Source organism: Acinetobacter sp. ANC 7912 (assembly GCF_039862785.1).
Classification (GTDB): Bacteria; Pseudomonadota; Gammaproteobacteria; order Pseudomonadales; family Moraxellaceae; genus Acinetobacter; species Acinetobacter thermotolerans.
On the sequence record NZ_CP156795.1, the window covers coordinates 2319500 to 2332299 of the forward strand.

Below are 12800 nucleotides of genomic sequence, written 5' to 3' on the forward strand. Positions count from 1 at the left end.
GCGTAAGCAAATAAAAAATTTAGATAAAAATCTCATCGAGGTGGAACAATGATGTCTGCAAAGCTTTGGGCACCTGCCCTGACTGCTTGCGCATTGGCAACAAGTATTGCACTTGTTGGTTGTAGCAAAGATCCAAAGGAGGGCCAGCAAGCTGGCGCTCAACAGCAAATGCCACCGACTGAAGTGGGTGTGCTGGTTGCACAACCACAAAATGTCGAGCAGTCTGTAGAACTCTCAGGTCGCACAACAGCATTTGAGATTTCAGAAGTACGCCCACAGGCAACGGGTGTAGTGCTGAAACGTTTATTTAATGAAGGCAGCTATGTCCGTGAAGGTCAGGCACTTTATGAAATCGATTCCAGCACCAACCGTGCAACCGTGGACAATGCCCGCGCTGCAATTGCCCGTGCTGAAGCCAACCTTGGCGTGTTACGTGTCAAAGAAGGCCGTTACCGTCAGCTGGTAGGTACCAATGCAATTTCTAAACAGGAATATGACGATATCGTGGCTCAGGTGAAACTGGCAGAAGCTGACCTGAACGCGAACCGTGCGATTCTGCGTAATGCTGAAATTAACTTAGGCTATTCAACTGTACGTGCGCCAATTTCGGGTCAAACCAACCGCTCTTCGATTACTGCGGGTGCGTTAGTGACTGCAAACCAAGCTGAGCCATTGGTGACAATTCAGCGTCTGGATCCAATCTACGTCGATATCAACCAGTCTAGTGCCGAATTGCTACGTCTGCGTCAACAGTTGAGCAAGGGTGACCTGAACAGCTCCAACAACACGCGTGTCAAACTGAAACTGGAAGATGGCAGTGTTTACCCGGTTGAAGGCCGTCTGGCATTCTCGGATGCCAGCGTGAATCCGGAAACTGGTACAGTGACTTTACGTGCGGTATTCCCGAACAAAGATCACCTGTTATTGCCTGGCATGTTTGCCACTGCACAAATCGTTCAGGGTGAAATTCCAAATGCTTACCTGATTCCTCAGGCTGCATTGACCCGTACTCCTACTGGTCAGGCTGTTGCTATGTTGGTGAATGCCAAAGGCCAAGTTGAAAGCCGTAACGTCACCACTGTGGGTACACAAGGTCAAAACTGGATTGTGACTGCTGGTCTCAACCCGGGCGACAAAGTGATTGTGGATGGTATTGCCAAAGTTAAACCTGAACAACCAGTGGTCGCAAAACCATATCAGCCTCAGGCTGCAGCACCACAAGGTGCCGCACAGCAAGCTGCTCCTCAAGCTGGCGCAGCATCAAAAGCGAACGATGCAAAACAAGCTGAACCAAAACCTGCTGCTAAATCATAAGGAGTAAGGTGAATGGCTCAATTCTTTATCCATCGTCCGATCTTTGCATGGGTGATTGCACTGGTCATCATGCTGGCGGGTATTTTGACGATTAGCAAAATGCCGATTGCTCAGTATCCGACCATTGCACCACCGACGGTTACGATTTCTGCGACCTATCCAGGTGCATCTGCTGAAACTGTTGAAAATACAGTGACCCAGATCATCGAACAGCAAATGAATGGCCTGGATGGTCTGCGTTATATTTCATCCAACAGTGCCGGTAACGGTCAGGCATCAATTGCCCTGAACTTCGAACAAGGGATCGATCCGAACATCGCTCAGGTTCAAGTACAAAACAAACTGCAATCTGCAACTGCACTGTTACCTGAAGATGTACAACGTCAGGGTGTCCGCGTTACTAAATCAGGTGCCAGCTTCCTGCAAGTTGTTGCCTTCTACTCTCCTGATGAGAGCCTGACTGCAAACGACATCAAAGACTATGTCAATTCCAACATTTCCGAACCGCTCAGCCGTGTTCCGGGTGTGGGTGAAGTTCAGGTCTTCGGTGGTTCGTATGCAATGCGTATCTGGCTGGATCCTGCCAAAATGGCCAGCCTGCAAGTCACTCCAAGTGATGTGGCCCAAGCGATCCGCACCCAGAACGCGCAGGTCGCGGTGGGTCAGTTAGGTGGTGCACCACAGGTTGAAGGCCAGGTGCTGAATGCGACTGTCAATGCGCAAAGCCTGCTGCAAACTCCTGAACAGTTCAAAAATATCTTCCTGAGAAATACCAGCAGTGGTGCTCAGGTACGTCTGGGTGATGTAGCCCGTATTGAACTCGGTGCCGATAACTATCAGTTCGTGTCTAAATTCCAAGGCAAACCTGCCGGTGGTGTTGCAATCCGTCTGGCAACTGGTGCCAATGCGCTGGATACCGCAGCTGCGGTAGAAGACCGTTTAAAAGAACTGCGTAAAAACTACCCTCAAGGCATGAAAGATGAACTGGCATTCGATACTACACCATTCATTAAACTGTCTATTGAATCTGTAGTACACACGCTTGTAGAAGCAGTAATCCTGGTATTCCTGGTGATGTTCCTGTTCCTGCAAAACTGGCGTGCAACTTTGATTCCAACCATGGCGGTGCCAGTGGTGGTACTCGGTACCTTTGCGATCATTAACATTTTCGGTTTCTCAATCAACACCCTGACCATGTTCGCGATGGTATTGGCCATTGGTCTGCTGGTGGATGATGCGATTGTTGTGGTCGAGAACGTTGAACGTGTCATGAGTGAAGAACATCTCGATCCTGTGACGGCAACTGAAAAGTCGATGAAACAGATCTCTGGTGCACTGGTGGGTATTACCTCAGTTCTGTCTGCGGTATTCGTACCAATGGCGTTCTTCGGTGGTACAACCGGGGTGATTTATCGTCAGTTTTCGATCACGCTGGTAACGGCGATGGTACTGTCATTGATCGTGGCCTTGACCTTTACCCCTGCCCTGTGTGCGACCATTCTGAAACAGCATGATCGTAACCAACCAGAAAGCAACAGCCCTGCGGCACGTTTCTTCCGCTGGTTTAACCATAGTTTCGAACGCATTTCCACCAAGTACCAAGGTGGCGTCAACTTCATGACCCACCATAAGATCGTGTCTGGTGTGATTTATGCGGTAGTGATTGGTGTGATTGCACTGCTGTTTGCTCGCCTGCCTTCTTCATTCTTGCCGGATGAAGACCAGGGTGTGGTCATGACCTTGGTCCAACTACCACCAAATGCCAGCTTGGACCGTACTGAAAAAACCATTGATGCCATGAATAACTTCTTCCTGAACAAGGAAAAAGAAAGCGTGGAATCCGTGTTCAGTGTCGCCGGCTTTTCGTTCACTGGTGTCGGTCAAAATGCTGGTCTGGCGTTTATTAAGCTGAAAGACTGGGACGAACGTACTACCCCTGAACAACAGATTGGTGCCATTATCGGTCGTGGTATGGCGCTGAACATGATCGTAAAAGATGCCACTTACATCATGCCGCTGCAGTTGCCTGCGATGCCTGAACTGGGCGTTTCTGCCGGTTTCAACATGCAGTTGAAAGATGCAAGCGGTGCAGGTCATGCACAACTTCTTGCTGCGCGTAATGCGGTACTGGGGATGGCTGCTCAGGACAAACGCCTGATGGGTGTACGTCCAAACGGTCAGGAAGATACACCACAGTACAAGATCATTGTCGATCAGGCTCAAGCCGGTGCAGCGGGTGTCAGCATCTCTGAAATAAACAGCACCATGAGCATTGCCTGGGGCGGTTCTTATGTGAACGACTTCCTGGATCGTGGTCGTGTGAAAAAAGTTTATGTACAGGGCGAAGCCGATGCACGTATGATGCCGGAAGACCTGAACAAGTGGTATGTACGTAACAATCAAGGCCAAATGATTCCATTCTCAACCTTCGCTACTGGCGAATGGAGCTATGGTTCACCACGTCTTGAACGTTATAATGGCGTATCATCCATGAACATTCAGGGTACTCCGGCACCAGGTGTCAGCTCGGGTGATGCCATGAAAGCCATGGAAGAAATCATTGCCAAACTGCCATCTATGGGCTTGCAAGGCTTTGACTATGAATGGACTGGTCTTTCTCTGGAAGAACGTGAGTCTGGTGCCCAAGCGCCATTCCTGTATGCTCTTTCACTGCTGATCGTGTTCCTGTGTCTGGCTGCATTGTATGAAAGCTGGTCAATTCCATTCTCTGTACTGATGGTAGTTCCGCTGGGTATCGTGGGTGCGTTGACCCTGACTTTCTTAGGTCTGGTGATCAAAGGTGACCCGAACCTGTCCAATAACATTTACTTCCAGGTGGCAATTATTGCCGTGATTGGTTTGGCTGCGAAGAACGCGATCCTGATCGTAGAATTTGCTAAAGAGCTTCAGGAACAGGGTGAAGAACTGTTTGAAGCGACCATGCATGCTGCGAAAATGCGTTTGCGTCCAATCGTCATGACTACCCTGGCCTTCGGTTTTGGTGTACTGCCATTGGCACTGTCTTCAGGTGCAGGTGCAGGTAGCCAACACTCGGTTGGTTATGGTGTACTGGGTGGCGTAATCAGCTCAACACTTTTAGGTATCTTCTTCATTCCAGTGTTCTACGTCTGGATTAGAACGATCTTCAAGTACAAACCAAAACAACAAAATAAACAGGAGCAAACCTCGTGATGCATAAAGTATGGTCTGTTTCAGGTCGTGGCATTGCGGTTTCTGCACTTGCGCTTGCTTTGACAGCTTGTCAAAGCATGCGTGGCCCAGAGCCCGTAGCACAAGCTGACATTCCGCAAAGCTATATCGGTTCTGCCTCAGGTACCTCAGTTGCTGAGCAAGGTTATAAAGATTTTTTTGCTGATCAACGTCTGGTTCAGGTGATTGATCTGGCTTTAGCCAATAACCGTGATTTGCGTACAGCAGCACTAAATATCCAGCGTGCACAACAGGCGTATCAGATTTCTGAAAATGACCGTTTACCAACCATTGGTGCCAGCGGTAGCGTCTTACGTCAGGACACCATGAGCACCCAAGGCCGTGGTGCAACTACCACTTATAACGTTGGTCTGGGTGTTACGGCGTATGAGCTGGACTTCTGGGGCCGTGTGCGCAGTCTAAAAGACAATGCACTGGATACTTATCTGGCAACGCAAAGCGCGCGTGATGCAACCCAAATTTCCCTGATCAGTCAAGTGGCTCAGGCATGGTTAAACTACTCCTTTGCCAATGCCAACCTGAAACTTGCGAATCAAACCCTGCAGACCCAGCTTGAATCTTATAACCTCAACAAAAAACGTTTCGATGTAGGTATCGACAGTGAAGTTCCTGTTCGTCAGGCACAAATTTCTGTAGAAACTGCACGTAACGATGTGGCGAACTACAAGACTCAGGTGGCTCAGGCTCAGAACCTGTTGAACCTGTTAGTCGGTCAAGCTGTTCCAACGAATCTGTTACCGACCACTCGTGTGACTCGTATTACCAACAGCACTGCGTTGGGTTCAGGTTTACCGAGTGATCTGTTAACCAATCGCCCCGACATCCGTACTGCGGAATATCAACTGTCTGCTGCAGGTGCCAATATCGGTGCTGCACGTGCACGTTTATTCCCAACCATCAGTCTGACTGGTTCTGCGGGTTATGCCTCAACTGACCTAAGCGACTTGTTCAAATCAGGTAACTTTGTATGGTCTGTAGGCCCTAGCCTAGATATTCCAATCTTTGACTGGGGTACACGTAAAGCCAACATCAAGATTTCAGAAACCGACCAGCAAATCGCGCTGTCTGATTATGAAAAATCGATTCAGACTGCTTTCCGTGAAGTGAATGATGCACTTGCTGTTCGCCAAAACATTGGTGACCGTTTGGCAGCGCAACGCCGTTTAGTCGATGCAACCAATACCACTTACCGTCTGTCGAATGCCCGCTTCCGTGCCGGGATCGACAGTTACCTGACTGTACTGGATGCACAGCGTACGGCCTACTCTGCCGAGCAAGGCCTGTTATTGCTGGAACAAGCCAATCTGAATAACCAGGTGGAACTGTATAAATCATTGGGTGGCGGCCTGAAAGCCAACACTTCTGATGTGGTGCAATATCCACCTTCGACTGCTGAACGTAAACAGTCTAATCAGCAGTAAGATTCGGTTTTTACTGATATTAAAAAAGCTCACTTCGGTGGGCTTTTTTATTGCTTTTTGATCAGCAGTTTCCTATCTTCATAGCATCATCATTTTTGACTGTTGGGCTCATGTTACTCAGTAATCTGGAATCCGTACCGGGACACATCATTACTCGGCAGATCGATGTGGTTTATGGCAGTACCGTACGCAGCAAGCATGTTGGTCGCGATCTGCTGGCGGGCCTGAAGAATATTGTCGGTGGTGAGCTGACGGCTTATACCGAACTCTTGGAAGAATCACGTCAGGAAGCCATGAACCGCATGATTGAAAAGGCACGGCAGATGGGTGCTAATGCGATTGTTGGCATTCGTTTTTCCACTTCAAATATTGCTCAAGGTGCTTCGGAACTGTTTGTTTATGGCACTGCAGTAGTGGTCGAACCAAATATACCGAAGCTCCCTGATCCTTTTCCACCGGCAGCTTAAGTCATGAATGATCTGATTTTTCAGATTGTAGTTTTTGCCATCCTGTTCGGGGTGGGTTTTAGTTTTGGCCGCTACTATGAACAGAAGCACCTTAAAGAGCTGGATGCATGGGAAGCGAAGCTGGCCTTTATCACCCTGGAATCCAACCGGATGGCGACTTCAATTTTTGAAGGCCAACTGGTCAGTTCTAATGTGGTGATTTCGCATGATTACTTTAAATATGTAATCGCCTCGATTCAAAATATTCTGGGCGGTCGCCTAACTACATACGAAAGCGTAGTAGAACGTGCACGACGGGAAGCCATCGTACGCTTAAAGAAAGAAGCAGCAAAAGTTGGTGCGGCCCATATTATGGGCGTACGCCTCAGTACCACTGAATTGGGCATGCAAGGCGGGATGGTGGAAGTGTTTGCCTATGGGACTGCGATCAAACAACCTAAAGATATTTAATCCGTATTTGAATCTGAAAGCCGCTGGTTAAATAAAATCCCATTCAGATGATCAATCTCATGCTGAACAATACGTGCAGCAAAGCTGTTAAATTCAGCATCCACTGACTCACCTTCCAAAGTGTAATAACGTACCCAAATATCTTGCGCTCGAGCGACTTTTCCTCGTTGATCCGGCACACTAAGACAACCTTCTTCACCTAAAACCTGACTGTCTGAAACACGCAAAATTTCCGGATTGACCATCGTGATTGGTTCCATATACGGTGCATCTGGATAACGCAGGTTTGGACGTGAAGCAACGATGATCAGACGTTTGGAAATATACACTTGTGGTGCAGCAATGCCGACACCCTGACGATCCAGCATGGTTTCCATCAAGGCATTGTTCAGCTGATACAACCAGTCACTGCCAAATTCAGTCTCTGCTACTGGTGCTGCCACTAACCCCAGAATCGCTTCTCCCTGTTTGGCGACGCTTAGAATCGTCATCACTGTTCCTCTTATATTCAATTCAGATCATGCTTCTTTATAATTCAGTTCGCTGCTGTTCCAAAGCAGAAAATTGCTTTTAAATATCTCTGAATGTGTAATCCAGTTTTTAAAAAAATTTTCTGTATAAACGAATACAAATTGGTTTTAGCTTTATGGATTTACAAGGCATAAGAAATGCCTAAAACTTAATTTCATTTTCATCTATTTAAAATTAACTGTTTGATATAACTTTTTGTTGAGTTCTATACAAGAATGTTTGATTATTCAACAAAACTCGCTTCTTTTAAAATCAATCATATACCAACTCTATAGATAAGGTTTTTCAGCATGGATGGACATCCACGCCTAACACGGGCAGACAAACGTACACTTGGACTTTCTTCACTCGGTGGTGCACTAGAATTTTATGATTTCGTCATCTATGTGTTTTACGCCAAACTGATTTCAGAACTATTTTTCCCAAGTGGCTTAAGTCCCTTTTGGGCGATGCTGAATACCTACGGGATTTTCGCTGCCGGTTATTTCTTCCGTCCACTCGGTGGTGTAGTGATGGCCCATTTTGGTGACCTGATTGGACGTAAGCGCCTGTTCAGCCTGTCAATCTTGTTGATGGCTTTACCGACCCTGATGATCGGTGTCATGCCGACCTTTGAAAGCATTGGCTATGCCGCACCGCTTTTATTGTTATTGATGCGTGTGGTTCAAGGCATTGCGATTGGTGGTGAAATTCCGGCCGCCTGGACTTTTGTTTCTGAGCATGTCCCGGAACGTCGGATCGGGATTGCCAATGGTGTACTCACCGCAGGTCTGTCACTGGGTATTCTGCTGGGTTCGCTGATGTCACTATTTATTTCCCTGCAATTCTCCGAAACTGAAATCAAGGAATGGGCATGGCGTATTCCGTTTATATTGGGCGGGATTTTCGGTTTTGTCGCACTATATCTACGTAGTTACCTGAAAGAAACCCCAGTGTTTAAGGCCATGCAGGCGAAAAAAGAACTAGCCAAAGACCTGCCGGTAAAACAGGTACTGGCTCAGCATAAAACCGGTGTCGCAATTGGCATGCTGTTTACCTGGTTCCTAACCGGCTGTGTCGTGGTACTGATTCTAGCGATGCCAAACCTGCTGGTGGGTGCTTTTGGCTTTGAACGTGCCGATGCTTTCAAGATGCAAAGTGCGGCCATCATGATGCAAATGACTGGCTGTATCCTGGCTGGCATTTTGGCTGACCGCTTTGGTGCAGGCCGTGTCATTCTGTTTGGTTCAATCGTGGTGGCAGCCATGGCGGCGATTTTCTATAACAGCTTGGGACATGTGGCGCCATCGACTGTATTTATGCTGTATATGCTGCTGGGCTTAAGTTCTGGCACTGTGGGGATGGTATCTTACAGCATGGTGAAAATGTTCCCGGCTCAGATCCGTTTTACTGGTATTTCTTTCTCTTACAATCTTGCCTATGCCATTGCCGGCGGGATTACCTTACCGCTGGTACAATGGCTCAGTCTATATAGTAATATCGGCGCAATGTACTATGTCTGGACAGTCTGCCTGGTGACCCTGTTTACCGCATTTGTCTATACCAGCAAATTTGAAAAAGTCCCTGAACCAGTCAAGGTGGTTACAGAATAAAAATAGAAAAGAGCCCAAATCGGGCTCTTTTGTTTTGGAAGATCAATACAAATTAGAAGTTAAGCAGTCAGGCTTTTACGGATTTCATCTTCAATAATGCCAATTTCGATCTGGCTGAATTTACGGATTTCTCCTTCCGCATGTTTTTCCAGCATGCCGCCAATGAGAGGTACTTTCACTTTCACCGTCCAGTCCAGCTGAAACTCGATCTGACGATCATCTCCTTTCACTACACGCTGGCACTTTGCTTCAATCGGCAGATTAGCTCCGAGTTCTACAGTAGAAGTCAGTTGGTCGAGATTACTGATATCAGTCCGATGCAAACGGAACGCATCTTTCAGCATTTTCTTGGCAATCTCTGGAATATTCACATCCAGGTTATAAGCACGTTTTAGGGTATAGATTTCACCCTGCTTTTCAGAAACCAAGATTTCCATATTCTGTGCCGGAATACGGCGACAGACTGCTTCATGCATGTTGATGTCATTGGCTAGACGCTTGAACTCATCAATGGATACACCTTGGATGTTTGCGTTGACAGTAAATTGATGTGCCATTCTTTTTTCCTTTTATTGTTGGCGTTTACTTTCGGCTTAGTAAATAAGCCAAGATCAATAAGAAATGTGATTATACAAGCAGCATTAAACTGATTTCTCGGCCCCATGTCATTATTCTGTTTATAAAGATTTCTAGGCGAAAGAGTCAATCCACTATTTTTAAATGGACTTCGGTTTGAATTCCCTTACTAATGATCAGCTTAGCAGTAGCATAGCAAATAATGGCTTCAAACTGTTCCGCACCATCATCCAACCCTGAGGCATACCACTCGGTGCCCTGCGGAAAATCATCCAGCCAGGAAGATTTATAAAAGTCAGAAACGGAATCGAACTGCAGATAGTGCTCAGAATGAATTTCGATTTGACGTGCTAACTGAATAAAACGTTCCAGCTGTGCCTGACGGAAGTCAATTAACATGATCTTCACCCTTTATTGATCATCACAAATCTCCAGCTAGTTTAGCGATCTATCCAGATCAAGGGAAAGTTCGGATCAAATTTATAAAAGTTAAGAGTAAGTGATTGATCAAATCAAATAGAGGAACTGACTTAAGCGCAATCCGCCTGTTTCACATCTAAACGGTATTCACGTTTATGTTCCTGCCCATGACGGTCGACATGGGTATAGAAAATGCCGTAACGCCCGACATAATATTCCAGCGACTGATCGTAAAAATTCCAATAAATCGACCACTCACCCAAATCCATTTTCCGGATTAGGGTATTGGTTTGCATCGGCATTTTACTCAGCCATTTCTGTTGTAGCTGTTCAGCCTGCTGACGATCCATCAATTGTACCGGCGCCTTGAAAAACAGTTGTGCCACGTCATCAAACAGCTGCAGTTCATAGGCATCCACCAAAATTTCCCGTGGCTGACGCTGTTCAGGATTTGCCTGCTCAAACGCATCCTGCTGAGATTTGAATTTTTTATGCCAATGCTGCAGCTGATCTCGAGCCTTATCCATTTTAAAGAACACGATCCACGCGGCATAAATAGCAATTAAAAAACAGATAAAAAGCAATAATTTGACCATAATCTGGGCCTCTTATCCTGAGTTATTTTTATTGTAAATCAACTGAAAGACAAATGAATATTCACTGATCCATTTACAAACCTTAACATAGTGGTGAATAAACAACCAATTTAAGTCATTTCAAGATATTTCAAGTTATTCTTAAATGATTGCTACAAGCTACCCGATTCAGCTTTGGTTTTTTATTTAAAAATGGGACGTCTAATGAGTCCATATATAAATGATCAAGCCTTTCTTCACAATCCTGCCTGTCTGACAATCTGGAAAAGTCTCACAAAGGTTTTACAGAAGTACCGCAGAATCACTATAGATGAGCAAAAAACCGGTCATAACAATACAATCTCGGTCTTTTATTCATTGTTCACCTATTGCTAAATAAAAAATCCAGATTATTAAGTTTATTTTTACTATAGATGATGATTCGTGAAGGAAAAGTTCAGGATATTCCGCAAATCTTGCAGGTGATCCATGACAGTATTCAGTCGTGTGTCCTAGATCACCAGCGTGAGGAAAGCCGTATCCAGACCTGGCTGGAAGCCTTTACGCATGCCAGCTTGATTGTGGAAATGCTGTATAACGACTGCTGGGTCTGTACCGTGCATGACAAAGTGGTGGGATTTTTAATGGTCAGCGATCAGGGCGAAATCCGCATGCATTATGTGGTCAGCAGTATGCAGCGTTTAGGCTATGGTACACAGCTGTTTAATCATATGCTAGACGCGATTGCTCATAAAAATATTAGTCATTTAGAAATTGAAAGTACTCAAACTGCGCTGCCTTTTTACACCAAACTTGGATTCCAGATGCCGATTAACAGTTCACTCAATACATCAACTTTACATCTGTATAAAACCCTGTCTCATAGCTGATTTTTATTAAGAAATATTATCCAATCCAGTTGTTGCAATCATAGTTTTGGATAATTCCTTTCTTCGATTTTCTCCGCGTAACTAGGCTAATCAAACCATTACTTATGGGTGATAAATGACAATTAAAAAGCAGGATAACAAAAAACCATCCTGCTTTTATTGAACTAGTTCTGATCAATTCAAAAACTTAGAATGACTTAATCACGTGTTTTCACATCATAGAGTTCGATTTCAAAAATCAGGTTTGAATTCGCCGGGATAATATTCCCCATTTTACGTTCGCCATAAGCCAAGTGAGCAGGTACGATCAGTTTACGTTTACCGCCCACTTTCATACCCATAATGCCCTGATCCCAGCCTTTAATTACGCGGCCAGTGCCGATCACTGTTTCAAAGTACTGACCACGATCTAACGATGAGTCAAATTTGGTCCCGTCTTCCAACCAGCCTGTGTAGTGGGTAGTAATCAGCGCACCTTTTACTGCTTCTTTACCTTCACCAACTTTTAAATCGATAATTTCTAATTCTTTCACCATGGTTTTTACCTAAACTGAGCACCAAATTTTCATGGCTTAGTATAACCGCATTTGCTTGCGTGCTTACGAGTTTAAAGTAAACAGGCGTTTAAAAGCTGAGTTCCTGAATATTGGGATCATTTAATAAATAATTGGTCAGCTTTTTATGATTTTCTGCCGTCCCGATTAAAATCCAGCGCCCACTGATGCGATGCTCGGTCTTATGCTGCACACTGCGTATCACCTTCATGTCATAGGTCTTAAACAGATATTCATAATGATCCAGGGTTTTGCGCTGATAGGGGCAAATAATCCTATACGCCCGCGCCTGGCTTAGGTTTTCGATTCCATCCTGGACATAAACCAGAAAAATCAGCACGATGAGCACGATCAAGGTCGCGAACATACTGAGCAGTTCATACCCTGCCCCTACAGCCATACCCAGTGCAGCGGTCATCCAGATGGTGGTAGCAGTAGTAATCCCGGAAATCCGGTTTTCATCTTTAAAGATCACCCCGGCACCGACAAAACCAAGACCGGTCAGAATATTGGCAGCAATCCGGTCAGGACTATCGATGCCGATTTTTAAAGACATGATGGTAAACAGACAGGAACTGAGGCTGACCATAATCATGGTTCTTAAGCCCGCAGATTTGCTCCGGTATTCACGCTCTGCACCAATAATGGCACCAATCGCGAGAGCAATCAGCAAACGATAGATATCCGGATGCATATACCTTTTCCCGTAATTTATTCTTATATGTTAGGTATACGCAATTTTTAAAGCAGGCTGCAAGCCTAGACCTACAACCTGAAGA

Annotated in this window: 13 protein-coding genes; 7 read left to right on the forward strand and 6 right to left on the reverse strand. The window is 45.6% G+C overall.

Going from position 1 to position 12800, the window contains the following annotated elements:
• Positions 1 to 48: 48 nt before the first annotated feature.
• The 5 genes from ABEF84_RS11500 to ABEF84_RS11520 all read left to right on the forward strand — a co-directional run bounded on the left by ABEF84_RS11500 (position 49) and on the right by ABEF84_RS11520 (position 6883).
• Positions 49 to 1314 carry an efflux RND transporter periplasmic adaptor subunit gene (locus tag ABEF84_RS11500; protein WP_034583583.1) on the forward strand — a complete coding sequence of 422 codons (1266 nt, stop codon included), beginning with the start codon at positions 49 to 51 and terminating at the stop codon, positions 1312 to 1314.
• A gap of 12 nt (positions 1315 to 1326) precedes the next feature.
• Positions 1327 to 4506 (forward strand): efflux RND transporter permease subunit, encoded by a 3180-nt coding sequence (locus tag ABEF84_RS11505; protein ID WP_347454776.1) that lies wholly within the window; start codon positions 1327 to 1329, stop codon positions 4504 to 4506.
• On the forward strand, positions 4506 to 5966 hold the full coding sequence (gene adeK, locus ABEF84_RS11510) for a multidrug efflux RND transporter AdeIJK outer membrane channel subunit AdeK (RefSeq protein ID WP_347454966.1): 1461 nt from the start codon (positions 4506 to 4508) through the stop codon (positions 5964 to 5966). Before ABEF84_RS11505 ends, adeK begins: the two co-directional genes overlap by 1 nt.
• 110 nt (positions 5967 to 6076) lie before the next feature.
• On the forward strand, positions 6077 to 6433 hold the full coding sequence (locus ABEF84_RS11515; RefSeq protein WP_034583590.1) for a YbjQ family protein: 357 nt from the start codon (positions 6077 to 6079) through the stop codon (positions 6431 to 6433).
• A gap of 3 nt (positions 6434 to 6436) precedes the next feature.
• On the forward strand, positions 6437 to 6883 hold the full coding sequence (locus ABEF84_RS11520) for a heavy metal-binding domain-containing protein (RefSeq protein WP_347454774.1): 447 nt from the start codon (positions 6437 to 6439) through the stop codon (positions 6881 to 6883).
• Here ABEF84_RS11520 and def read toward each other — a convergent pair.
• Positions 6880 to 7377 (reverse strand): peptide deformylase, encoded by a 498-nt coding sequence (gene def / locus ABEF84_RS11525; protein WP_347454773.1) that lies wholly within the window; start codon positions 7375 to 7377, stop codon positions 6880 to 6882. The genes ABEF84_RS11520 and def overlap by 4 nt on opposite strands.
• Positions 7378 to 7704: 327 nt before the next feature.
• Here def and ABEF84_RS11530 point away from each other — a divergent pair, with 327 nt between their 5' ends.
• Positions 7705 to 9006, forward strand: coding sequence for an MFS transporter (locus ABEF84_RS11530; RefSeq protein WP_347454772.1), 1302 nt, complete (start codon positions 7705 to 7707; stop codon positions 9004 to 9006).
• Positions 9007 to 9065: 59 nt separating this feature from the next.
• Here ABEF84_RS11530 and ABEF84_RS11535 read toward each other — a convergent pair whose 3' ends face one another.
• The 3 genes from ABEF84_RS11535 to ABEF84_RS11545 form a co-directional block, all read right to left on the reverse strand.
• Positions 9066 to 9563 carry a DUF2505 family protein gene (locus tag ABEF84_RS11535; protein WP_034583243.1) on the reverse strand — a complete coding sequence of 166 codons (498 nt, stop codon included), beginning with the start codon at positions 9561 to 9563 and terminating at the stop codon, positions 9066 to 9068.
• A gap of 145 nt (positions 9564 to 9708) precedes the next feature.
• Positions 9709 to 9981: a hypothetical protein gene (locus ABEF84_RS11540; protein ID WP_347454771.1), complete on the reverse strand. Its 273-nt coding sequence runs from the start codon at positions 9979 to 9981 to the stop codon at positions 9709 to 9711.
• 131 nt (positions 9982 to 10112) lie between these two features.
• Positions 10113 to 10598, reverse strand: a complete 486-nt coding sequence (locus tag ABEF84_RS11545; RefSeq protein WP_034583249.1) for a hypothetical protein — start codon at positions 10596 to 10598, stop codon at positions 10113 to 10115.
• A gap of 416 nt (positions 10599 to 11014) precedes the next feature.
• Between ABEF84_RS11545 and ABEF84_RS11550 the strand changes: the two genes are divergently transcribed.
• The gene (locus ABEF84_RS11550; RefSeq protein ID WP_034583364.1) at positions 11015 to 11467 is read left to right on the forward strand and encodes a GNAT family N-acetyltransferase; all 453 of its coding nucleotides are present in this window, start codon (positions 11015 to 11017) and stop codon (positions 11465 to 11467) included.
• 197 nt (positions 11468 to 11664) lie between these two features.
• Here ABEF84_RS11550 and ABEF84_RS11555 read toward each other — a convergent pair whose 3' ends face one another.
• Both ABEF84_RS11555 and ABEF84_RS11560 read right to left on the reverse strand, forming a co-directional pair.
• A complete protein-coding gene (locus ABEF84_RS11555; RefSeq protein WP_034583251.1) occupies positions 11665 to 12003 on the reverse strand; it encodes an FKBP-type peptidyl-prolyl cis-trans isomerase in 339 nt (112 codons plus the stop codon).
• Between the two features lie 88 nt (positions 12004 to 12091).
• Positions 12092 to 12715, reverse strand: coding sequence for an MgtC/SapB family protein (locus tag ABEF84_RS11560; RefSeq protein WP_034583253.1), 624 nt, complete (start codon positions 12713 to 12715; stop codon positions 12092 to 12094).
• Positions 12716 to 12800: the final 85 nt, after the last annotated feature.

What these genes read in the sequence shown, in the direction of transcription:
- ABEF84_RS11505 (WP_347454776.1), top strand. Translation starts at nt 1,327, where the DNA reads ATGGCTCAATTCTTTATCCATCGTCCGATCTTTGCATGGGTGATTGCA.
- ABEF84_RS11535 (WP_034583243.1), bottom strand. Translation starts at nt 9,563, where the DNA reads ATGGCACATCAATTTACTGTCAACGCAAACATCCAAGGTGTATCCATT.
- ABEF84_RS11540 (WP_347454771.1), bottom strand. Translation starts at nt 9,981, where the DNA reads ATGTTAATTGACTTCCGTCAGGCACAGCTGGAACGTTTTATTCAGTTA.
- ABEF84_RS11550 (WP_034583364.1), top strand. Translation starts at nt 11,015, where the DNA reads ATGATTCGTGAAGGAAAAGTTCAGGATATTCCGCAAATCTTGCAGGTG.
- ABEF84_RS11555 (WP_034583251.1), bottom strand. Translation starts at nt 12,003, where the DNA reads ATGGTGAAAGAATTAGAAATTATCGATTTAAAAGTTGGTGAAGGTAAA.
- ABEF84_RS11545 (WP_034583249.1), bottom strand. Translation starts at nt 10,598, where the DNA reads ATGGTCAAATTATTGCTTTTTATCTGTTTTTTAATTGCTATTTATGCC.
- ABEF84_RS11560 (WP_034583253.1), bottom strand. Translation starts at nt 12,715, where the DNA reads ATGCATCCGGATATCTATCGTTTGCTGATTGCTCTCGCGATTGGTGCC.
- ABEF84_RS11520 (WP_347454774.1), top strand. Translation starts at nt 6,437, where the DNA reads ATGAATGATCTGATTTTTCAGATTGTAGTTTTTGCCATCCTGTTCGGG.
- ABEF84_RS11530 (WP_347454772.1), top strand. Translation starts at nt 7,705, where the DNA reads ATGGATGGACATCCACGCCTAACACGGGCAGACAAACGTACACTTGGA.
- ABEF84_RS11500 (WP_034583583.1), top strand. Translation starts at nt 49, where the DNA reads ATGATGTCTGCAAAGCTTTGGGCACCTGCCCTGACTGCTTGCGCATTG.
- ABEF84_RS11515 (WP_034583590.1), top strand. Translation starts at nt 6,077, where the DNA reads ATGTTACTCAGTAATCTGGAATCCGTACCGGGACACATCATTACTCGG.
- adeK (WP_347454966.1), top strand. Translation starts at nt 4,506, where the DNA reads ATGCATAAAGTATGGTCTGTTTCAGGTCGTGGCATTGCGGTTTCTGCA.